This is a genomic window from Microbacterium azadirachtae, from assembly GCF_025583665.1.
Lineage (GTDB): Bacteria > Actinomycetota > Actinomycetes > Actinomycetales > Microbacteriaceae > Microbacterium > Microbacterium azadirachtae.
The window spans coordinates 3,481,144-3,501,409 of sequence record NZ_CP099706.1 but is presented as its reverse complement, the minus strand read 5'-3'; the positions used below and the strand labels follow the sequence as shown (position 1 = coordinate 3,501,409).

The window sequence follows — 20,266 nt, the reverse complement described above, 5'->3', positions numbered from 1 at the left end:
CCCGCGTGACCCTGACCACCCCCGGCCGCCGTGCGACCGCCGCGCGAGACGGGGCGGCGACGCCGCACGCCCTGCGCACACCGCCGCCGCGGCTGACGGGGCGCACGGCCCTCATCGGCGCCGTGATCGGCGTCGTCGTGGTCGGCGCTCTGATCGCGATCGACGCCCTGGCGCCGCACCTCTTCTCCGCCCGCCTGCCCAACCGCCTGCAGGACGGCCTGACGCTGTCGCTCAGCGTGCTGTTCGAGGCGCTGCCGTTCGTGATCCTCGGCGTGGTGCTCTCGATCGCCGTGCAGGTGTGGCTGCCCGCCGGCGTCATCGAGCGCGTGCTGCCGAAGCGCGGATGGGCTCGCCGCGCGGTGCTGTCGCTGCTGGGCATGCTCATCCCTGTCTGCGAGTGCGGCAACGTACCGTTCGCGCGTGGACTCATGATGCGCGGCCTCGGGCCCGCCGAGGCGCTGACGTTCCTCATCGCGGCGCCGATCGTGAACCCGATCGTCATCCTCACCACCCACGCGGCGTTCGGCTTCGACGGCGGCATCCTCGTCGCGCGCCTCGTCGGCGGCTACCTCGTCGCGAACCTCATCGGCTGGGTGTACAGCCGGCACCCGGATCCGGATGCGCTGCTGACCGCGCGGTTCCGCGACACGTGCGACGTCGTCGTGCACGAGCAGGGATCGGGCATCCGGCGCAGCCTCGCGCAGTTCCTCATCGAGCTGCGCGCGGTGATGCCGGCCCTGATCGTCGGATCCGCGCTCGCCGGCGCCGTGCAGGTGCTGGTGCCTCGCGACGTGCTGCTCGCGATCGGATCCAATCCGCTGCTGTCGGTGGTCGCGATGATCGCCCTCGCGATCTCGGTCGCGATCTGCTCGAACGTCGACTCGTTCTTCGCGCTGTCGTTCGCGTCGACGTTCTCGCCGGGCGCGATCGTCGCCTTCCTCCTGGTCGGCCCGCTCGTGGACATCAAGATGATGGCGCTGCTGCGCACCACGTTCACCGCGCGCACGCTCGCCGGGATCGTCGGCATCGTGATCCTGTTCGGCTTCGCCCTGGGGATCGGGGTGAACGTCTTTGCGTGACACGACCGTCCGACCCGCCTCCGAGACGCACGAGGGGCAGGAGCCGTCGCGCCTGCAGGCCCTCGGCACCCGCTGGCTGGGCGCCGGGCTCGCGGCGGCGCTGGCCGTGGCCACGCTCGCGCTCGCGGCGACCGGACGGCTCACCCTCTACATCAGCCCCGAGACGGTGTGGTTCGCCGTGGCCGCGGCGATCGCCACGCTCATCGGCGTCGTGTGGTCGTGCGCGCTGCCCCTCGGCGCCGAGCAGGAGCACGGCCACGACCACGGCGACGCGGGCGCCGGCCACGATCACGCGGATGAGCACGCGCACCCCCGCCCGGCGCGTCGCGTCGTCGGCGTGGTCGCCGGCGCCACCGGCGGGGTGATCGCCACCGGGGTGGTCGCCGGGGCGCTGCTGCTGCCGCCGGCCTCGCTGTCCGTGGACATGGCGATGCAGCGCGCCCCGATGGGCAATGTGCTCTTCGCGGGCGCCGACAACGTGGCCCTCGGCGCCAACACCGATACCAGCACCTTCGGGATCGGCGGCTGGGCCAGCGTGTTCGCCACCGGATCCCGTCCGGAGAAGTACGACGGATCGTCCGTCACGCTCACCGGCTTCCTCACGCCCAGCGGCTCCGCGAAGGATCAGGCGCACCTGACGCGCATGGTGATCTCGCACTGCGTGCTCGACGCGCAGCCCGCGTCGGTGCCGGTGCAGATCACCGGCTGGCAGGGCCAGTACGCTGTGGGCGACTGGATCCAGGTGAAGGGGACCGTCCGCGCGAGTGCGGACGGCAAGCTCTCGATCGTGCCGGCCAGCGTGTCGAAGATCCCGGAGCCGAAGGACCCCTATGAGCACTGACGACGCGGATCGTCCCCTCACCCGCGCCGAACTGCGCGCTCGTCGTGCCGCCGAGGAGGAGGCCGCGGCGCCCTCGGGTGAGCCGGCCGGCTCGACCGCCCCGGAAGCGCCCGAGCTGCCCGCCTCGCTCGAACCGGTGCCCGCGGCCTCGGTCACCCCGGACGACGCGCCGGTCATCGACCCGCGCGACCTGCCCGCCTCGCCGGCGCCTGCCCCTGAGCCTGCCCCGGAGGTGCCGCCCGTTCCCGTGCCTCCCGCCCCGGTCGACGTCTCCGCCGGTCCCGGTCCGCGACGCTCGGCATCCGGCGCCGCAGACGGGGCCCGATCCGATCCGCGCCTCGTGCCGCCGGCATGGGAGCCGCACCCCACCCCCGAGCCGATCAGGACCCGCCGCCGGTTCCCGCTGATCCTCGGCGCCGTGCTCGGCATCCTCGTGCTCGTGGTCGCGGGGTTCGGGGTGATCACGCTGCTGCAGGGGCCGCGGATCAGCAGCGTGAAGGTCGACGCCCAGGCCGCGATCGACGCGTCGGGCACGCGCATGATCATCACCGCCAGCCAGGCGCTGGCGAAGGTGGAGCCGTCTCAGGTGTCGGTGAGTCCCGCGACGCCGTTCACGGTCGACACGTCGGGGCGCAACCTCGGCGTGCGTTTCACCGTTCCGCTCGACGACGACACGAACTACACGGTGACCGTGAAGGATGTGACGGGCACCGACAAGCAGCGGCGCAGCACCCTCCAGGCGACGTTCCAGACGCCGAAGTCGTCGATGTTCCTGCTGCAGCGCAACGCCGATGGCGACGACACGATCTTCCACACCGACCTCGGCGGGAAGAACGCCGTCCCGATCGTGCAGCACGAGAAGATCGACGACTTCCGCGCGACGGCCGACCACCTGGTCGTGGCCACCGAGAAGGACGGTGTCTCTGCGCTGCTCGTGATGGACCGCGAAGGCAAGAACGAGCGCACGCTGAAGCTCCCCGGGCCGGGGTTCCTCTCGTCGCTGCAGGTCTCGGAGCGCGGCAACCTCGTCGGCTACACGTTCACCGACAAGGGGGTCAGCGCGACCAGCGGGCGCGCGAGCGTCCTCGTGACGCAGTCGCTCACGGGCGACGGCGACCCGCAGATCGTGTCGCTGGCCGGCAAGCAGCCGAGCGTGGGGCAGTGGGCGTTCGTGCCCGACTCGTCCTCCGCGCTCTTCATCGACTTCACCGGGGCGCTGTACGTCGAGGACCGCACCGACGCCAAGGCGAAGCCGACCGCCCTCGGCGCGGCCCAGACCATCGAGGGGATCACGCGCGGCACCTACACCGCGATCGTCAGCCGCGGGCCCGACCTCATCGAGCTGAACCTCGCCGACGGATCCGAGAAGCCGCTCGCGGCCTCGACGCCCGACTTCGGCGTGCCGGGCACGATCGCGCCCTTCCCCGGAGGAACGCTGCGACAGGTCGCCACCCGCGACGCCACCGGGCTGCCGACCGGCCAGATCGTCACGCGGGTCGCCGACGACGGCAAGGCCGTGAAGCTGTTCAGCGTGACCGGATCCGACGCGATCATGCAGGCCTGCCCGTCACCGAGCGGGCAGTACAGCGCGATCGTGGTGGCGCCCAAGCTCGTCAACAACCCGTACGACCAGTCGCTCCTGCCGCTGCCGACCACGATGCAGACCCACATCCTCGACACCAAGAGCGGCAAGGAGCTCGTCGTGCTCGCGGGATTCGATCCGTCGTGGTGCGCGCAGGCGCCGCACCGGTGATGCGCGGGGCGGGGAGCTGATGGGCGCGCGCGCAGACGGGGAGCTCCGGCGGGTCCGTCGCGAGGATCTGCTGCCGCTCCCGCTCGAGGTCGCGCCCCGGCTGCTCGGCGCCCGGCTGCGCACGATCGTCGACGGGGCGGAGGTGGTCCTGCGGATCACCGAGGTCGAGGCCTATCACGGGAAGGGCGTGGGCGATCGGCACGATCCCGGGTCGCACGCGCGCATGGGCCGCACCGCCCGGAACGCGACGATGTGGGGCGAGCCGGGCCACCTGTACGTCTACCTCAGCCACGGCATCCACTCCTGCGTGAACGTCGTGTGCGGGCCGGACGGCGTCGCCGGCGGAATCCTGCTGCGCGCCGGCGAGGTCGTCTCCGGCATCGACGTGGCCGCCGTACGCCGCGCCGCCGGGACACAACGCAGGATTATCCCGGATCCGGTCCGTGGATCCGGCCTTGCCGCTGCAGACTCTCCTGCGTCCTGGTCTGGAGCCGGGCGAGACCTGGCCCGCGGGCCGGGACGGTTCGGCCAGGCGTCCGGGCTGCGGCACCCGCAGCACGACGGCATCGACGCCGTCACGGGCGCCGAGCACGCCGGAGCGCACGCCGAGCTGTGGCTGGGCGAGCCGCTCGCCGAGTACGCGTCGGGTCCGCGCGTGGGGGTGGCCGGTCATGCCGGCACCGATGCGTTCCCGTGGCGGTTCTGGATCCCGGGGGATCCGTCCGTCTCGGCGTTCCGCTGGGGGAGGGGCGCGGCCGAGGCCGCCGCCGCCCTCGACACGCCCGGGATCGGATCCGTGCTAGAGTAGCTCTTTGTCTGCGCACACTCCTGTGCGCAGTTCGTATGCCTCCTCCTCTTTGGTCCCCTGAGCTCGTCGAAGGGCGGCGAGGGGAGAGGCGTGCAGACAAGGGATCTTGGGTGGGGCCGTCCGGCCTCACGGTAGAGAAGGAGTCATCATGGCAGCAGTGTGCCAGGTGACCGGAGCAGTTCCCGGTTTCGGTCACAACATCTCGCACTCGCACCGTCGGACGAAGCGCCGCTTCGACCCGAACGTGCAGAAGAAGACGTATTTCGTTCCGTCGCTCGGTCGCAAGATCACGCTGAACGTGTCCGCCAAGGGCATCAAGGTGATCGACGCCCGTGGCATCGAGCGGGTCGTCGCTGACCTCCAGGCGAAGGGTGTGAAGCTCTAATGGCCAAGAAGGCACAGGACATCCGTCCGATCATCAAGCTGCGCTCGACGGCGGGCACGGGGTACACCTACGTGACCAAGAAGAACCGTCGCAACACCCCCGACCGCCTCGTGCTGAAGAAGTACGACCCGGTGGTTCGCAAGCACGTCGAATTCCGAGAGGAGCGTTGATCCATGGCTAAGAAGAGCAAGATCGCGCGCAACGAGCAGCGCAAGGTCGTCGTCGAGCGTTACGCCGAGCGTCGTGCCGAGCTGAAGAAGACCCTGGTCGACCCGAACGCGACCGACGAGGCCCGCGAGGCCGCCCGCGTCGGCCTGCAGAAGCTGCCGCGCAACGCGTCGCCCGCGCGCGTGCGTTCGCGCGACGCCATCGACGGCCGCCCCCGCGGTGTCCTCACGAAGTTCGGCATCTCGCGTGTCCGCTTCCGTGACATGGCGCACCGCGGCGAGCTGCCGGGCGTGACCAAGTCGAGCTGGTAAGTCTCACCGGTCCCTGAGTTCATCGAGGGGACGCAAGGGGCGGGGATCTTCGGATCCCCGCCCCTTCTGCATGTCCGCGGGCCTTGGTCACGCTGCGGCGGGCTCCGGGATCTGATGCGCGGTCGCCCACTCCAGGGTCTCGTCCGCGATCTGCTCCCAGCCGTCCTGGCTCACCAGCCGGTGCGTGCGGCCGGGGTACTCCCGGTACTCGACGACGGCAGGGCTGCCGCTGGAGAGGTACTTCTTGACGATCGCCCGCCCGATCGCCGGCGGCACGACGTGGTCGATCTCGCCGGTGACGACCAGGAGGGGCGCACGGTCGGTGCGGCCGTAGTCGACGTGCGTGACGCCGCCCTTCTCATCGAGCACGGACGAGACGCCTTCGAAGAACACGCGGTTGTACGAGTTGACCGCGTACTCCTGCCACAGCCGGTCGGACTCGGCGCGGGGCAGGTCGTTGCCGAAGGTGAAGTGGAAGTGGCTCTTGGACAGGGGCTTCGCGCCGTTGCGTCCGAAGGGGTTGGAGAGGATGGGGAACCCCGTCCACAGCGTCGACAGCGGGAGGGCGGTGACCCCGGCGGTCTGCCCGGGAGCGACGCCGACGTAGGCGGCGCCGAGGCCGCGGTCGGCGAGCATCTGCGTGATGACGCCGCCGAACGAGTGGCCGATGATGATCGGCTTCACGGGGAGCGTGCGGATGATCCGCTCGTAGTGATCGGCGATCTGCTTCAGACCGACGCCCTTGAGCGCCTCGGGGTTGCGGCGGATGTCCTCGACGGTGCGGTCGTCGATGCCGGGCCATCCGGGGACGATGACGTCGTGCCCCGCGTCGCGGAAGCGCTGCGCCCAGGTGTCCCAGCTCTTGGGCGTCATCCACAGTCCGTGGATGAGCACGATCGGGGTCTTGGTCGAGGTGGTCATGTCGTGCTCCTTGGAGGGTTCGGTGTTCGAGTGGTCTGCGGGATCCGCGTCTGCTGCTTCGCTGCTCATGGTAGACTGAACGTTCTATCTACACAAGAGTATTCCCGTGTGGCACGATGGAAGAGGAAGGGGAATCCATGACGACGACCACACCGGCGGTGCGCCCCGGCTCCGCACGGCAGCGACTGCTCGACGCGGCGACCGACCTCTTCTACCGCGTGGGGATCCACTCGGTCGGCGTCGACCGGATCATCGAGACCGCCGGCGTCACGCGCGCCACGATGTACAAGCAGTTCGCGGGCAAGGAGGGACTGGTCCTCGCGTATCTGCACGGGGAGGACGAAGGGCTGCGGGGACTGTTCGCGCAGGCGACGCAGGCGTCCGATGACCCCGCTGTGCTGCTCGACCTCGTCGTGGACGGCATCGCGCACGACATCCGCGACCGTCACACGCGCGGCTGCCCGTTCATCAACGCCGCGGCCGAGTACCCCGACCAGGGTCCGGTGCGCGACCTGATCGCCACCCACCGCGAGTGGTTCCGCGAGACGCTGCGGCAGCTGGCCGAGGCGGCGCGACTCCGCGACCCCGACGCCGTGGCCGCCTCCCTCGTGCTGCTGCGCGACGCGGCGCTCGTCGGCGGGTATCTCGACGGGCAGGACCGGGTCGCCCCCGCGTTCGCCCGCACCGCCCGCGACCTCATCGCCGCACACCGCGCCTGACCGTCGCCCCTTCCCGCGTGCCGGTGACGGCGGTGTCGCGAGCACAACGCAGGAGATTCGGGGCATCCGTCGGCGATCGGTGCCGAACCCTGCGGGATCTCCTGCGTTGTGTTCAGAGGAGGAGGCGAGCGTGGTCGAGAGGGGCCGCGGCTGTGACGGGAGTGGCTGGTGAGGCGCGACACGCCGCCGCAAAACGTCAAAACCCGCGAAATGACGCGGAAAACCGGGGTTTGGTTGATACATTCAAGGCGGTCGTTCGACCAACGGGGGGCATCCGCCCATCCGGAACTCTGATACGAAGCGACGGGATCCCCGTCGCTGGAGGATGAAATGGCTGACAAGTCCATCACCAAGACCGAGCTCGTCGCGAGCATCGCCAGCGCCACCGGCCAGAGCCAGGCTGCTGTCTCCGGCGTTCTCGACGCCCTGTTCGCCACGGTCTCGGACGCTGTTGCCAAGGGCAGCAAGGTCTCGATCCCGGGCTGGATCTCGTTCGAGCAGGTCGCGACCGCCGCTCGCACGGGCCGCAACCCGCAGACCGGCGCCGAGATCAAGATCCCGGCCGGCAAGCGCGTCAAGGTGACCGCCGGCTCCAAGCTCAAGGCTGCCGTCAAGTAATCCGGCTCCGCCTCGCAAGGCCGTCCCTCCGGGGGCGGCCTTCTGCGTGTCCGGGCGTCATTCCGGAGCGGTCACGCCGGTGGAATGGCCGGCGGGGCGGGACGCGGCGGGCGCGGCCCGTGGAGGCGATGCGCGGAGGTCGAGGGGCCCGCACAGGAGACGCGCCTAGGCTGGAGGGGTGAATCGCCCCTCCTCCGGGGTCCGTCCCCAGCCCGGGACGGGCTCCGACCGCACGGCCCTGCCCAGCGGATCCTCGACCCTGCGCATCGCCGGGCCCGTGATCCTCGTGGGTGCGGCGGTCCTCGCCGTCGTGGCCGGCCTCGCCTTCGGCGGCGGAGCGGCCCCGAACCTGCTGCTCGACCCCGGTCCCGTGGTGCGCTGGGGGCTGCCGGTCGTGAAGACCCTCAGCAACCTCGGCGCGGCCGCGATGCTGGGCTCGCTCGTGCTCGCCCTCTTCGCTCTGCGCAGCGGCGCGCGGTCGTTCGAGATCGCGCTCGACACCGCCTCGATCGGCGCGGCGGTCTTCACCGTGGCCAGCGCCGTGGCGGGACTGTTCACCTTCCTGCAGACGCTCGGCGTGAAGCTCAGCGCGGGCCCGGAGTTCGGTGCGCAGCTGGGACGCTTCCTGCTCGAGCTGCCGCTCGGACAGGCGTGGCTGATGACCGTGCTCGCCGGCGCCGTGATCACCATCGCCGCCTTCGCGTTCCGCGGCTGGACGGCGACGCTGCTCACCGCGATCCTCGCCGCCGTCTCGTTCATCCCCCTCGCCACGCAGGGGCACGCGGGCGACCTCAGCGGTCACGACGCCGCCGTGAACTCGCTGCTGCTGCACACGATCGGCGCCGCCGTGTGGATCGGCGGGCTCCTGCTGCTGATCGTGCTGCGCGGATCCCGCAGCGAGCTGAGCGGAGCGCCGAAGGGCGGGAAGAGTGAGGCGGACCGCGGCAGCGCCTCCGCCGAGCGCTCGCCCAAGACCGCGAAGGGCGCGAAGGGCCGGGCCTCCGCTCCCCGGGGCGGCGTCACGTTCGCGGCCGTCGTGCGCCGCTACTCGTCGCTGGCGCTCGTGGCGTACGTCGTGGTGGCGGTGTCGGGCGTCGCCCGCTCGATCGTCGCGGTGGGCGACTGGGCGGGCATGCTCACCCCCTACGGCGGCCTCATCGTGGCGAAGGCGGTCGTTCTGATCCTGCTCGGCGCGCTCGGCGCCCGGTACCGCACACGACTCATCCCGAAGCTCGAGACGAGCGGATCCGGTCCGTTCTGGACGCTGGTGCTGCTCGAGCTCGCCCTCATGGGCATCGCCTCCGGACTCGCGGCCGCCCTGTCGCGCACCCCTCCTCCGGCCGGCCTCGAAGCCCCTGCGGTGCGCACCCCGGCCGAGATCCTCACCGGATCCGCGCTGCCGCCCGAGCTCACGCCGATCCGCTGGCTGACGATGTGGAACCTGGATCTCATCTGGGCGGTCGCGGCCGTGCTCGGCGTGGTGCTGTACCTCCTCGGCGTGCGCCGCCTGCGTGCGCGCGGCGACTCCTGGCCGATCCACCGCACCGTGTTCTGGATCCTCGGCATGGCCGCCCTGGTCTGGGTCACCGGCGGCGCGATCAACGCATATCAGGAGTACCTGTTCAGCGTGCACATGCTCGGGCACATGATGCTGTCGATGGCGATCCCGCTGCTGCTCGTCTCCGGCTCCCCGGTCACCCTCGCCCTGCGCGCGATCGACAAGCGCGGCGACGGCACCCGCGGCGGCAGGGAGTGGATCCTGTGGGCCGTGCACTCGCCGTTCTCCCGCGTCGTCACGAACCCGTTCGTGGCCGCGGCGATCTTCGTGCTGTCGCTCTGGGCGTTCTACTTCACCGATCTCGTGCGCTGGGCGATGACCGACCACATCGGGCACGAGTGGATGACGATGCACTTCCTCATCTCGGGGTACCTGTTCGTGCTCAGCCTGATCGGCGCGGATCCGGTGCCGCGGCGGCTGCCGTACGCCGGACGCCTGATCACGCTCATCGCGGTGATGGCCACGCACGCGTTCTTCGGCATGGCGATCATGATGCAGTCCGGGCTGATGGTGGCGGAGTGGTTCGGCGCGATGGGGCGCACCTGGGGGGCGACCCCGCTGCAGGACCAGTACGTGGGCGGCGGTGTCGCCTGGTCGGTGGGGGAGATCCCCACCCTGATCCTGGCGATCACCGTGGCGATCCAGTGGAGCCGCAGCGACGCCAAGGTGCAGAAGCGGGCGGACCGCGCCGCGGACCGCAGCGGAGACGCCGAGCTCGAGGAGTACAACGCCCGGCTCGCCGAGCTCGCCGAGAAGGATCGCCGCGCGGCCGCGCGCGGGCACTGACGCTTCGGGGTGCGTGGGGCCCTGGGTCCCTGAGCGAGCCGCTCCCTCGCGAACGGGGGCGGGTCAGCCCTCGGAACCTGCCGGGGGGCCGGACTGCTCGGGCGACGTGATGCTGATGGAGGCGGATCCGTCCGGGAGGAAACGGATCGTGCCGTCCACCTGGAACGGCACATCCTGGTCGACGTGCGAGAGCGTGCCGTCGTAGAGCAGCTTCACGTCCAGCGTCACGTGGGCGGTGGCGGAGGCCGGCGGGATCTTCCACCCCTCGTCGTCGGGTTCCAGCGTGATCTCGGGACCCTTGACCATGCTCCAGGTGGGGCCGTCCACGACGCGGTTCGGCACCGCGTAGCCGAACGGGCACCCGGTCGGCTGCAGCACGCTCTGCGTCGTGCACTGCTGGAGGAACTCGTCGACCCGCTGCTGCACGACCTTGACGAACGCGGCGGTGGGCTTGGCCTGCACGTCGAGCGGCACGTCGGCGAGCGGCTTGTCGGCCAGCACCCCCATGCCGTCGGCGGTGGCCGTGGACGTCTTCACCGACACGGAGTACAGCCCGGGGGAGAACACCAGCATCGGCACCGGCTGGAGGGCCGACGAATCCGCGCCCTGCGCCGCGACCTGGCGGCGGTCGAGTTCGAAGCCGTTGACGGAGAAGCGGTCGGATCCGCGCACCGTGAGCGAGATGACGGCGAGCGGGCTCTGCGCGAACTGCCAGGACGGGGCGACGCCGATCCATCCGTCCTGGGCGACCAGGAACGTGCTGGTGCCTGCGTGTCCGCCGGCCTTGTAGTGCACCGTCACCGCGGTCGCGTCGCCCTGCGGGCGTTCGCCGGTCACCGTGATGTCGGTGAGCGAGCTCAGCGCGGCCTGGCGCAGCAAGGCGTCCGACGCGGAGCGGAAGGTGCTCTTGTCGAGGTCGCCGTGCCCGATGGCGACGCCGGGCAGACGCAGCGCATCGGCCGCGCGGCCCTCGGAGAGCAGGGTCAGGTACCGGGTGACGAACGCGGAGGGACTGTAGAACTCGCGGTAGACGGTGACCCCTCCGGCGGCGAGCGCGGCCACGAGCACGAGTCCGATGGCGGCGAGCAGGGTGAGGTCGGCCCAGAGCGGGGCGCGGCGTCGCGCCGTCCGCGCCCGACGCGTCCGCACGCCTGGCGCCAGCACCCCCGCCGACTGCACCATGTGCGTCAGTCTACGAAAGGCCGCCTGCGGGAACACCGAGTGCGCGGGCTCGTCGTCACACGATGTCGGCGAGGGCGCGGTGAGCCGGAGCGCGGTGGCGGCCGCGCCGGCCCGCTCCCCGGGTAGAATCCGAAGACCGTGAGCACGCCGACCCTCTCCGCCGAACAGGAAGCGCTGTTCCGGCTGATCGAGGACACCCGCGAGCACGTGTTCATCACCGGCCGCGCCGGCACCGGCAAGTCCACGCTGCTGCAGCACTTCGCGTACAACACGCAGAAGCAGATCGCCGTCTGCGCCCCGACGGGCGTCGCCGCGCTGAACGTCGAGGGCCAGACGATCCACTCGCTGTTCCGGCTGCCGATCGGCCTCATCGCCGACAGCGAGATCGACCAGTCCGACGCGACCCGTAAGATCCTGAACGCGATCGACACGCTCGTCATCGACGAGGTCTCGATGGTCAACGCGGATCTGATGGATGCGATCGACCGGTCGCTGCGGCAGGCGCGGGGACGCCGGGGCGAGGCGTTCGGCGGAGTGCAGGTGGTGATGTTCGGCGACCCGTACCAGCTCGCACCCGTGCCGCCGCGAGGCGATGAGCTGCGCTACATCCAGGATCACTACCGCTCGTTCTGGTTCTTCGACGCGAAGGTGTGGACCGGGGGGCAGGCGACCGACGGCCTGCTCGACGTCGGGTCCTATGGCGCGCAGCTGCACGTGCGCGAGCTCGTGCACATCCACCGCCAGTCCGACGCGGGGTTCAAGGCGATGCTGAACGCGGTGCGCTACGGGCGGGTGACGGCCGAGATCGCGCAGGCGCTCAACGACGCGGGCGCGCGCACCCCGCCGGATCCGGCTCCGGGCGAGATCCCGATCATCACTCTGGCCACGCGCAACGACATCGTCAACGGCATCAACTCGCGGCACCTCGCGGCCCTGCCCGGCAAGGTGCAGAAGGCGAAGGCCGACATCTCGGGTGATTTCGGCCGGGGCGAGGCGAACTACCCCGCCGACCAGGAGCTGCAGCTCAAGGAGGGCGCGCAGGTGATGTTCCTGCGCAACGACGTCTCGGCCGCGCCGGAGCCGCCGCGCTGGGTGAACGGCACGATCGGCACGGTCGTGCGCATCCTCGGCGACACGGTGCGCGTGGAGATCGACGGCGAGGAGGTCGACGTCGAGCCCGCGGTGTGGGAGCGCTATCGCTACATCTACAACCCGGGCACGAAGACGCTCTCGCGCGAGGTCGTGGCCGAGTTCACCCAGTTCCCGCTCCGTCTGGCCTGGGCGGTCACGATCCACAAGTCGCAGGGCAAGACCTACGACCGGGCGATCGTGGATCTCGGATCCGGCGCCTTCGCCCCCGGTCAGACCTATGTGGCCCTGTCGCGGCTCACCTCTCTGGATGGTCTGTACCTCACCCGCCCGCTGCGCCCCCGCGACATCTGTGTCGACGAGGACGTGCGCCGCTTCATGCGCGCCGCCTGGGAGGCGCGGCAGGGCGACTCCACGCCGCAGGTCGGGTCGTAGCGGAGGGAGCCGGTCGTGACGGAGCGTCGTGGCGCGCGGGGTCGAGCTGCCGCAGGGATCGTGATCCTGATCGGGGCGCTCATCGCGGTGCTGCTCGTGTGGCCTCAGGCGCTCGGCGCGCAACGAGTCCTCGGGATGGCGCAGGTCATCGCGTTCCGGGCGCCGGTCGCGCTCGCGCTGGCCGCGCTCGCTCTGGTCGGCGGGGCCGTGGCGGTGGTGCTGCGCCGGCGGGCGCCGGGGCTGCGGCGCGCGCTGATCGCCGTCACGCTGGTCGCGGCGCTCGCCGCGGTGGGGAACCTGGCGGTGCTCCTCGCCCGGGGAACGTCGGAGAGCGGCACGGCCGGGATCCGCGACGGCGATCTCACCGTGCTCGTCTGGAACACCCAGGGCGGGGCGACGTCGCCCGGGGACGTCGCCGCGCTCGTTCTCGCGACCGGCGCCGATGTCGTGAGTCTGCCCGAGATGGACGACGAGGCCGCCGCCGAGGTCGCGCGACGGGTGACCGCCGGAGGGATCCCCATGACCGCCGCCACCACCCGCGCGGTCGCCGAGACGTCGACCCCGTCATGGATCCCGACCTCTCTGCTCGTCGCCGACTCCCTCGGGGCCTACCGCCTCGACGCCACGGCGGGTACGACGCGCGGTCTGCCCAGCGGCGTGTGGCGACCGGTCGACGGAACGGGCCCGGTCATCGTCGCCGCCCACCCCGCGGCTCCGCTGACAGACGGCATGGACGACTGGCGCGCGGGCCTGGACTGGATCCGGGCGCAGTGCCGGGCTCTCGGGCCGGAGCTGATCCTCGCCGGAGACCTCAACGCGACGCTGGATCACCTCGATCTCGCCGGCTGCCGGGATGCGGCCGACGAGGCGCACGCGGCGGCGACGGGCACCTGGCCGTCCACGATGCCGGCCTGGCTCGCCTCGCCCATCGACCACGTGCTCGTCGGATCCGCGTGGCGCGTGCGCGAGGTGCGGGTGGTCGACGCGACCGGCGGAACCGATCACCGGGCGCTGGTCGCCGTGCTGGACCGGCACGATCGATCCGGTGGGAGTCGATGATCAGTTCTGCGACGAGTCGAGGAACGCCCGAGAACCATTCCGCACACTGACCGGCCCTGGGATCCTGTACGCATGACACGGCTCAGCGGTCCTCCGGGCGGGCGGGTCCCGGCGGCGGGAGGATCGGGCCTGCGCGACGCCCTCGTCGGCATCGGGATCCTGATGGCCGCGCTCTGCCTCGTCGAGCTCGCCGTCCCCTCGTCGTCGCGAGGACTCGGCGGATCGCTCCTCGACGGCGCGCTGGTCGCGGTCTACACGGTCACCGGCTTGCTCGCCTGGTCGCGCCGTCCGCACAACCGCATCGGCCGGCTCATGCTGCTGACCGCGCTGGCGCTCTGGGCGTCGCGCACGCAGGACGACGACCTCCCGGCCCTGCGCATCCTCGGCACGCTGACGTCCAGTCTGCCGCTGGCGCTGCTGCTGCACCTGCTGCTCGCGTTCCCCTCCGGGCGTCTGACGGGCCGTACCGCCCGCGCGGTCGTGACCGTCGCCTACCTCGTATCGGTGGCGCCTCAGATCGTCGTGGTGCTGCGGCCCGCCGCGACCGAGGTCGCCTGGACGCTGCAGGCGGCCGTGGGCGTCGGCACGCTCATCGTGACGATCGTGCTCTGCGGTCGGGGCGTCGCGCGGATGCCCGCGCTGCCGCGGCGTCAGCTGCTCCCGTTCGTCGGCTACGGCTGCGCGGCCCTCGCCGTGATCGCCGCGACCGTCCTGGTCCTGCATCTCGACCCGCGTCCCGGTGCTCAGCAGGCGGCGGACGTCGTGCAGTCGGTGATGCTCGGCGGCCTGCCGATCGCGTTCCTCGTGGGGCTGACGTTCGGCGCATTCGGCCGGGCGGGCGAGGTCGCCGAGGCCGCGGCGGGCATCGTGGCGGCGTCGGTGGAGCCGGCGCTGCTCGACGCCCTCGCAGCACGGGCGCTCGGTGACCCGGGTGCCCGGGTCCTCTGGGCCTCGCACGCGGAGGGGGCGGCTCCCTCCCGCTTCGTGGACAGCGGCGGGCGCCCCGTCGCGGTGCCCACCGAGCGCGGCTTGTGGCCGATCGGCGCCCCGGAGGCACCCACCGGCGCGCTGCTGTACGACCGCGAGCTGATCGCGGATCGAAGCCTGGTCGCGACCGTGTCGGCGCCGCTGGGCGTCGCGATGGACAAGCAGCGGCTGATCGTCGAGCTGCGCTCCGCGGTGCAGCAGCTCCAGGTGGCGGCGGAGGAGCTGCAGACCTCCCGGCGTCGGATCGTCGTCGCCGCCGATGCCGAGCGCCGCCGCATCGCGCAGGATCTCCACGACGGTGCCCAGCAGCGGATCGTCCTCGTCGGCATCGACGTGCAGCGACTGGCCCGGCAGGCGGAGGACCCGTCATACGTCCGGTCCGAGTCCGCGCGGATCGCGGAGCACTGCGCTTCGCTCCTCGACGAGCTGCGCGGGCTGGTCGAGGGCCTCCTGCCGAGCCGGCTGCAGGACGACGGCCTGGAGGCAGCGATCACGACCCTGGCCGACCGGATCCGGATCCCGGTGCGGGTCGAGGTCGCATCCCCGCTCGGCCGGCTGGACGCCGCGGTCGAGTCGACGGGGTACTACGTGATCGCGGAAGCGCTCACCAACGCGGTCAAGCACGCCGATGCGCGGCAGATCGTGGTCGTCGTGGCTCTGCACGACGGCCGGCTGCAGATCGCCGTGAGCGACGACGGCAAGGGCGCGGCAGGGGCCGTCCCGGGGTTCGGGATGCGCAGCCTCCGCGACCGGGTGGAGACCCTCGGCGGGACCGTCGCCCTCGAGCCGGTCCCGGGCGGCGGGACGACCCTGCGGGCAGAGCTGCCGCTGGGGTAGCGGGTGCGGCGCGGGCGCCTTCCGCTCACCGGCCCAGAAAGCGCATCACGGCCAGCACCCGGCGATGGTCGTCGGGATCCGGCGGCAGGTCGAGGGTCGTGAAGATGAGAGCGATGCTGCGCGCGACCGCCTTCTCCGTCACGAAGAGCTCGCGGGCGATGCGGGCGTTGCTGTAGCCCTGCGCCATCAGCTGCAGCACCTCCCGGCGTCGCGGGGTGAGGCGGGCGATGCCGCCGTCGGTGTGGTCGCGGACCTCGCGGCGCACGAGCGAGGAGATCACGTCCGAGTCGATGCTGGATCCTCCGGCCGCGACGCGCTGCACGGCATCGAGGAAGTCGTCGAGGTCGAGGATGCGCCGTTTCAGCAGGTAGCCGACGCCCTCCGCGCCGTCGGCCAGCAGCTCCATCGCTCCCTGCGCGTCCACGTACTGCGAGACCACGATGACGCCGGTCCCGGGGAGCTCCTGCCGGATCCGCTTCGCCGCCCGCAGGCCGTCGTCGGTGAAGTCCGGCGGCATCCGGATGTCCGTGAGGACGAGGTCGGGACGGTGGGCGCGGACCTTGCCGAGCAGCTCGTCGGCGTTCCCGGCCGTCGCGACGATCTCGTGGCCCTCGTCCGTGAGGATCCGGGAGACGCCCTCCCGCAGCAGGACCTCGTCCTCGGCGATGACGACGCGCATGCCTGCTCCTGACTGACTGACGGATGCGGATCCGGGCGGTGACCCGACAGTACCCGAGGAGAGCCGCCGCCCACACCCTTGCGGGGTGGACGGCGGCTCTCCGCGGATCCTGGGGCGTCAGCCGACCGGCTTGATGTCGACGATCTTCGGCAGGCTGGCCTTCTCCTGCTCGGTCAGCGCACGCTCGGCGCTGTCGTAGAGCACGTCGGCGTCTGCCCGCGGGATGTCGAAGTGCACGCCGGACAGCTTCCAGGTGGTCTTGCCGAGCTTGACCGTGAAGTCGCCCGTCACCCGCTCGGTCAGCACCCGGGACCACATGTTGAAGTTCTTGTAGGCGCCCACCTCGTACGGCTGGACCTTGGTCTCCTCCTTGGTGTTGGACCACTCGCCGCCGTACTTGTGGGTGAGTCCCGCCTCCAGGATCCCGTTGATGGTCAACTGCGCCGACGCGGTGGTCTCCACCGACGAGGTCGTGCCGGCCGAGACCTTGGTGGTGACGCTTCCCGCGCGCGCCTTCTCGGTGTTGTTCGCGCCTCCTGCGACCAGGCGGATCTGGGCCTTGCCCTCCTCCTTCCTGACGGGCGTGAACGTGCACGACGCCAGGCCCGAGACGCAGGTCTGGTTGAGCAGCTCGGCCTGTCGCTGGGCATCGGAGGCCGGTACCGTGATCTCCGAGAAGTCCTTCTCCGAGATCGTGATCTGCCCGGAGAGACCCTGATTGTGGACGGCGAACGCGTCGCCGGCGTCGGTGCGGATGCTCGTGCCGCTGACCGCGTCGACGACGAGCGTGACCTGGAAGGCGGAGATCCGCTCGGATCCGTCGCCCAGGGCCTCGCGGTAGTTGAAGGTGAGAGTCGTCTCGCCGCGCTTGAGGAGGTAGTAGACCTTCTCGTAGCGGTATGACTGACCCGGGAGGATCTTCGTCCCGGTCGGCTGGTACTGGTCCCGCTCGCCCGCGCCGTCGATGCCCTGCAGCTCCAGGGTGTGCTTGGTCGTGTTGACGATGTCGAATCCGCGGGTGACGTCGGCGGTGGCCGCTGCGGCGCGCGGCGTCGCGGCGGAAGCCGGCGCGGCGGTGGCGACGCCGAGCGCGACCGAGCCGAGCACCGTCGAGGCGATCAGGCCGGTGCCGAGAAGCCGGCGGGCGGTGCTGTTCGTGGTGATGGTGTTCATGTCTTTCCTTCTCTTCTCTCGCCCTGAGGGGCTGCGTGTTCTCCCGTCCGGAAGCTCTTCTCACACGCTAGGAATCGGCGGCGCGCCGGCCGATGGGCGTGACTCCACAGCGAGGTGGTGCCTGCACCACATCCGCTGCCGACAGGAGGATCTCCACCCGCCGGGCTCGGATCTCCACCCGCGGGTGGTGCCCCCGGATCCGGCATCCGAGGAGCATCGAGGACATGAACCTCTCCGTGCTCTCCAACGTCCTGCTGATCCTCCTGGCCGTCGGCGTGATCGCCGTGCGGCAGATGACCTGGCGCCCGGTCCTCGGCGGCAGGGACTGGACGTTCCCGATGGTCGCGGTCGTGGCCGGCGCCGCGTTCCTGCTGCAATCGCTGAACGGCCGTGCGCTCGGCGTGATCGACGTCGTCGCGTTCGTGGTCGAGGTCGTCATCGCGCTCGGCGTCGGGGCGGGGATGGGCGCGATCGCGCACATCCGTCCGCTCGCCCGGCCCGCCGGATACGTGCCGGAGACCGCAGGGCTGTCGGCCAAGGCGGCCGCGCAGGCGCTCGCCGAGTTCGAGACCCGCACCGGCCCGTGGGGGCTGGGTCTGTGGGTGGTGCTGATCGGCGTGCGGGTCGGGCTCACGTTCGCGTTCGAGAGCCTGGGATCCCACCTCGGGGTCTCGACCGGGATGATCCTGCTGGTGCTCGCGGCCAACCGCGCCTCCCGCATCCTCGTGCTGCACCGCCGGGTGGACGCGCTGCGTCACGCGGGCGCACGGGGCGGATCCGCGCGCATGATGGTTCCGTGACCCGCATCCCCCTGCGCATCCCGCCGATGACCGGCTGGAGCGCCGGCATCAACGCCGTCGGCATGCTCGCCGTCGGCTGGGTGCTGCTGCGCGTCGGTCCGCAGACCGCGCCCTGGGTGGTCTGGCTCCTCGTCGCGGGAGTGGCCGCCTGGGCGATGCGCACGGCGCTCGCGGCGCGGAACGGTGCGACGGCCGGGGCTGCGCCGGGCGGCCTGGATCCCGCCCTCGCGTCCACCGGCGCCGCGCACCGCTCCGGCGAGGCCTGGGCCGCGGCGGCGCTGCTCGTGACGATGACGGCGGCGGGTTCCGTGACCGCCGTCCCGACGCAGGGGCTGGGCGTGGCGGTCCTCGTGGTGGCGGTCATCGGGGTCGCGAGCGACCCGGCGACCACGCCGGGGGCGTGGATCGCGGTGGCGATCGCCGGAGCCCTCGGCATCTCCGCCGGCGCGCTGCTCACCGCCGCGGGCCGGGCGGGATCCGTGACCGGATCCGTGCTCGGTCTGCTCACCCTCTTCGCCGCGCTCGCCCTGGCCGTGGTGCTGGGCCTGGGCCGCCGCGCGCAGCGCGTGCTGCTGGCCGAGCGCGAGCGGGCGAACGCCGAGGCGGTGCGCGCCCAGGCGGCGGCGCACCGCGTCGCGATCGCGCGCGACCTGCACGACGTGCTCGCGCACAGCCTGGGCGGGCTGGTGGTGCAGCTGGACGCGGCGGAGGCGCTGCTCGAGGCGGGCGACGCCGAGCGGGCGGGTGCCAGGGTGGCCGCGGCGCGCCGGCTCGCCGTCGCCGGGCTGGATGAGGCGCGTGAAGCGGTGCGGACCCTGCGCGGACCGGATCCGGACGACGGAACGCCGGCGGCGTCCGCCGTGCAGCCGGACGAGCTCGCGGCGCGCCTCGAGGCGCTCCGCACCGCCGAGCCGCACGAGGGGGTGCACATCGAGGAGTCGGGTGCGCCGCGGGCGGTCTCGGCCGCGCTCGCCGAGGCCCTGGTCCGGGCTGTGCAGGAGGGACTGAGCAATGCGCGCAAGCACGCGCCCGGATCCGCGGTGCGGGTCGCCCTGGTCTGGCATCCTGACCGGGTGGAGTGCGTGATCCAGAACGCGATGCCCGCGGAGGGCGGTCGCGAGGCCGGCAGAGGGCTCGCGGCGACCGGGGGCGGTTTCGGGCTGCGCGGCGTGCGGGAGCGCTTCGCCGCGGTCGGCGGCACGGTGACGGCGGGAACCACGGGGACCGGGGCGGCCGGCCGTTTCGTGCTCCGCGCCGAGGCCCCGGCATGACCGCGCGGATCCGGATCGCGATCGCCGACGACCAGGCGATCATCCGCGACGGCCTGGAGACGGTGCTGAGCCTCGTCGACGGCTTCGAGGTCGTCGGCACGGCGGTGGACGGCGCCGAGGCCGTGGCGCTGGTCGCGGCCCAGCGGCCCGACGTCGTGCTGATGGACCTGCGCATGCCGATCCTGGACGGGGCCGCCGCGACCCGGCGGGTGACCGCGGAGACGCCGGAGACGGCGGTGCTCGTGCTCACGACCTTCGCCGACGACGCCGACATCGTGACCGCGCTCCGCGCCGGTGCCCGGGGGTACCTCACCAAGGATGCGGGCCGCGCGGAGCTGGCTGCGGCGATCCGGGCGGTCGCGGCAGGTCAGAGCACCTTCTCCGAGCCGGTGCGGGAGGTGCTCCTGGGACGGATCGCTGCGCCGGCGCCGGCGCCGTCGCCGACGGGCGGGCTCTCCGGATCCGTGCCCGATCCGCTGTCCGAGTCGGCGCTGGCGGAGCGCTTCCCCGCGCTCACCGCCCGGGAGCGCGAGGTGTACGCGCTCGTGCTGCAGGGGCGGTCGAACGCCGAGATCGCCGCCGCGCTCTTCGTCGGCGTCGCGACCGTCAAGACCCACATCAACGCGCTGTTCGCCAAGCTGGGCGTCCGCGATCGAGCCCAGGCGATCGCGCGCGGACTCGGCACGACGTCCGCGAACTGAGCGGGCGTTCATCACGATCCGGTCAGGACAGCCCGGATCATCCGCAGGGATGACGTGGACCCGGAGACGCGCCGTTTACAATCGTGAGGATGTCAGGGGGGCGAAT

General features: G+C 71.9%; 20 protein-coding genes. 16 read left to right on the top strand and 4 right to left on the bottom strand.

All coding sequences use genetic code 11. The features are described 5' to 3' along the window. Positions 1–11: 11 nt before the first annotated feature. From NFX31_RS16520 to rpsN, 7 genes are all read left to right on the top strand, one after another. Positions 12–1,079 carry a permease gene (locus NFX31_RS16520; protein WP_374700549.1) on the top strand — a complete coding sequence of 356 codons (1,068 nt, stop codon included), beginning with the start codon at positions 12–14 and terminating at the stop codon, positions 1,077–1,079. Then, positions 1,072–1,920, top strand: a complete 849-nt coding sequence (locus tag NFX31_RS16515; protein ID WP_262956292.1) for a TIGR03943 family putative permease subunit — start codon at positions 1,072–1,074, stop codon at positions 1,918–1,920. Before NFX31_RS16520 ends, NFX31_RS16515 begins: the two co-directional genes overlap by 8 nt. Then, on the top strand, positions 1,910–3,673 hold the full coding sequence (locus NFX31_RS16510) for a TolB-like translocation protein (RefSeq protein ID WP_262956291.1): 1,764 nt from the start codon (positions 1,910–1,912) through the stop codon (positions 3,671–3,673). The genes NFX31_RS16515 and NFX31_RS16510 overlap by 11 nt, the downstream gene beginning before the upstream one ends. 19 nt (positions 3,674–3,692) lie before the next feature. Next, a complete protein-coding gene (locus NFX31_RS16505; RefSeq protein ID WP_262956290.1) occupies positions 3,693–4,481 on the top strand; it encodes a DNA-3-methyladenine glycosylase in 789 nt (262 codons plus the stop codon). Between the two features lie 148 nt (positions 4,482–4,629). Next, a complete protein-coding gene (gene rpmB, locus NFX31_RS16500) occupies positions 4,630–4,866 on the top strand; it encodes a 50S ribosomal protein L28 (protein ID WP_045250845.1) in 237 nt (78 codons plus the stop codon). Continuing rightward, positions 4,866–5,036, top strand: a complete 171-nt coding sequence (gene rpmG / locus NFX31_RS16495) for a 50S ribosomal protein L33 (RefSeq protein WP_045250846.1) — start codon at positions 4,866–4,868, stop codon at positions 5,034–5,036. Before rpmB ends, rpmG begins: the two co-directional genes overlap by 1 nt. Positions 5,037–5,039: 3 nt before the next feature. Beyond that, positions 5,040–5,345, top strand: a complete 306-nt coding sequence (rpsN, locus tag NFX31_RS16490) for a 30S ribosomal protein S14 (RefSeq protein ID WP_045250847.1) — start codon at positions 5,040–5,042, stop codon at positions 5,343–5,345. A gap of 87 nt (positions 5,346–5,432) precedes the next feature. On the opposite strand, the gene NFX31_RS16485 is transcribed toward rpsN, so the two are convergent. Further along, positions 5,433–6,266, bottom strand: coding sequence for an alpha/beta hydrolase (locus tag NFX31_RS16485; protein ID WP_091477998.1), 834 nt, complete (start codon positions 6,264–6,266; stop codon positions 5,433–5,435). A gap of 137 nt (positions 6,267–6,403) precedes the next feature. On the opposite strand from NFX31_RS16485, the gene NFX31_RS16480 reads away from it, so the two are divergent. From NFX31_RS16480 to NFX31_RS16470, 3 genes are all read left to right on the top strand, one after another. Further along, positions 6,404–6,985: a TetR/AcrR family transcriptional regulator gene (locus tag NFX31_RS16480; protein WP_262956289.1), complete on the top strand. Its 582-nt coding sequence runs from the start codon at positions 6,404–6,406 to the stop codon at positions 6,983–6,985. A 330-nt stretch (positions 6,986–7,315) separates the two neighbouring features. Next, positions 7,316–7,603: an HU family DNA-binding protein gene (locus NFX31_RS16475; protein ID WP_045250850.1), complete on the top strand. Its 288-nt coding sequence runs from the start codon at positions 7,316–7,318 to the stop codon at positions 7,601–7,603. Positions 7,604–7,781: 178 nt separating this feature from the next. Then, a complete protein-coding gene (locus NFX31_RS16470; RefSeq protein ID WP_262956288.1) occupies positions 7,782–9,947 on the top strand; it encodes a bifunctional copper resistance protein CopD/cytochrome c oxidase assembly protein in 2,166 nt (721 codons plus the stop codon). A gap of 63 nt (positions 9,948–10,010) precedes the next feature. On the opposite strand, the gene NFX31_RS16465 is transcribed toward NFX31_RS16470, so the two are convergent. Further along, the gene (locus NFX31_RS16465) at positions 10,011–11,129 is read right to left on the bottom strand and encodes a hypothetical protein (RefSeq protein WP_091477999.1); all 1,119 of its coding nucleotides are present in this window, start codon (positions 11,127–11,129) and stop codon (positions 10,011–10,013) included. Between the two features lie 138 nt (positions 11,130–11,267). On the opposite strand from NFX31_RS16465, the gene NFX31_RS16460 reads away from it, so the two are divergent. The 3 genes from NFX31_RS16460 (at position 11,268) to NFX31_RS16450 (ending at position 15,536) form a co-directional block, all read left to right on the top strand. Continuing rightward, a complete protein-coding gene (locus NFX31_RS16460; RefSeq protein ID WP_262956287.1) occupies positions 11,268–12,653 on the top strand; it encodes an ATP-dependent DNA helicase in 1,386 nt (461 codons plus the stop codon). Between the two features lie 15 nt (positions 12,654–12,668). After that, the gene (locus NFX31_RS16455; RefSeq protein ID WP_262956286.1) at positions 12,669–13,712 is read left to right on the top strand and encodes an endonuclease/exonuclease/phosphatase family protein; all 1,044 of its coding nucleotides are present in this window, start codon (positions 12,669–12,671) and stop codon (positions 13,710–13,712) included. Between the two features lie 72 nt (positions 13,713–13,784). Beyond that, positions 13,785–15,536, top strand: coding sequence for a sensor histidine kinase (locus tag NFX31_RS16450; RefSeq protein WP_262956285.1), 1,752 nt, complete (start codon positions 13,785–13,787; stop codon positions 15,534–15,536). A gap of 25 nt (positions 15,537–15,561) precedes the next feature. On the opposite strand, the gene NFX31_RS16445 is transcribed toward NFX31_RS16450, so the two are convergent. Beyond that, positions 15,562–16,215 (bottom strand): response regulator transcription factor, encoded by a 654-nt coding sequence (locus NFX31_RS16445; protein WP_045250855.1) that lies wholly within the window; start codon positions 16,213–16,215, stop codon positions 15,562–15,564. A 117-nt stretch (positions 16,216–16,332) separates the two neighbouring features. After that, positions 16,333–17,388 (bottom strand): hypothetical protein, encoded by a 1,056-nt coding sequence (locus tag NFX31_RS16440; RefSeq protein ID WP_262956284.1) that lies wholly within the window; start codon positions 17,386–17,388, stop codon positions 16,333–16,335. 224 nt (positions 17,389–17,612) lie between these two features. Here NFX31_RS16440 and NFX31_RS16435 point away from each other — a divergent pair, with 224 nt between their 5' ends. The 3 genes from NFX31_RS16435 to NFX31_RS16425 are packed head-to-tail and all read left to right on the top strand — an operon-like array spanning position 17,613 to position 20,160. Continuing rightward, positions 17,613–18,188 (top strand): hypothetical protein, encoded by a 576-nt coding sequence (locus NFX31_RS16435; RefSeq protein ID WP_175491236.1) that lies wholly within the window; start codon positions 17,613–17,615, stop codon positions 18,186–18,188. Continuing rightward, a complete protein-coding gene (locus tag NFX31_RS16430; RefSeq protein WP_262956283.1) occupies positions 18,185–19,459 on the top strand; it encodes a sensor histidine kinase in 1,275 nt (424 codons plus the stop codon). The genes NFX31_RS16435 and NFX31_RS16430 overlap by 4 nt, the downstream gene beginning before the upstream one ends. Beyond that, positions 19,456–20,160, top strand: coding sequence for a response regulator transcription factor (locus tag NFX31_RS16425; RefSeq protein ID WP_262956282.1), 705 nt, complete (start codon positions 19,456–19,458; stop codon positions 20,158–20,160). The genes NFX31_RS16430 and NFX31_RS16425 overlap by 4 nt, the downstream gene beginning before the upstream one ends. The last annotated feature ends 106 nt before the right edge of the window (positions 20,161–20,266 follow it).

What these genes read in the sequence shown, in the direction of transcription:
- NFX31_RS16450 (WP_262956285.1), top strand. Translation starts at nt 13,785, where the DNA reads ATGACACGGCTCAGCGGTCCTCCGGGCGGGCGGGTCCCGGCGGCGGGA.
- NFX31_RS16440 (WP_262956284.1), bottom strand. Translation starts at nt 17,388, where the DNA reads ATGAACACCATCACCACGAACAGCACCGCCCGCCGGCTTCTCGGCACC.
- rpmG (WP_045250846.1), top strand. Translation starts at nt 4,866, where the DNA reads ATGGCCAAGAAGGCACAGGACATCCGTCCGATCATCAAGCTGCGCTCG.
- NFX31_RS16445 (WP_045250855.1), bottom strand. Translation starts at nt 16,215, where the DNA reads ATGCGCGTCGTCATCGCCGAGGACGAGGTCCTGCTGCGGGAGGGCGTC.
- NFX31_RS16480 (WP_262956289.1), top strand. Translation starts at nt 6,404, where the DNA reads ATGACGACGACCACACCGGCGGTGCGCCCCGGCTCCGCACGGCAGCGA.
- NFX31_RS16505 (WP_262956290.1), top strand. Translation starts at nt 3,693, where the DNA reads ATGGGCGCGCGCGCAGACGGGGAGCTCCGGCGGGTCCGTCGCGAGGAT.
- NFX31_RS16435 (WP_175491236.1), top strand. Translation starts at nt 17,613, where the DNA reads ATGAACCTCTCCGTGCTCTCCAACGTCCTGCTGATCCTCCTGGCCGTC.
- NFX31_RS16465 (WP_091477999.1), bottom strand. Translation starts at nt 11,129, where the DNA reads ATGGTGCAGTCGGCGGGGGTGCTGGCGCCAGGCGTGCGGACGCGTCGG.
- rpsN (WP_045250847.1), top strand. Translation starts at nt 5,040, where the DNA reads ATGGCTAAGAAGAGCAAGATCGCGCGCAACGAGCAGCGCAAGGTCGTC.
- NFX31_RS16485 (WP_091477998.1), bottom strand. Translation starts at nt 6,266, where the DNA reads ATGACCACCTCGACCAAGACCCCGATCGTGCTCATCCACGGACTGTGG.
- NFX31_RS16475 (WP_045250850.1), top strand. Translation starts at nt 7,316, where the DNA reads ATGGCTGACAAGTCCATCACCAAGACCGAGCTCGTCGCGAGCATCGCC.
- rpmB (WP_045250845.1), top strand. Translation starts at nt 4,630, where the DNA reads ATGGCAGCAGTGTGCCAGGTGACCGGAGCAGTTCCCGGTTTCGGTCAC.
- NFX31_RS16425 (WP_262956282.1), top strand. Translation starts at nt 19,456, where the DNA reads ATGACCGCGCGGATCCGGATCGCGATCGCCGACGACCAGGCGATCATC.
- NFX31_RS16510 (WP_262956291.1), top strand. Translation starts at nt 1,910, where the DNA reads ATGAGCACTGACGACGCGGATCGTCCCCTCACCCGCGCCGAACTGCGC.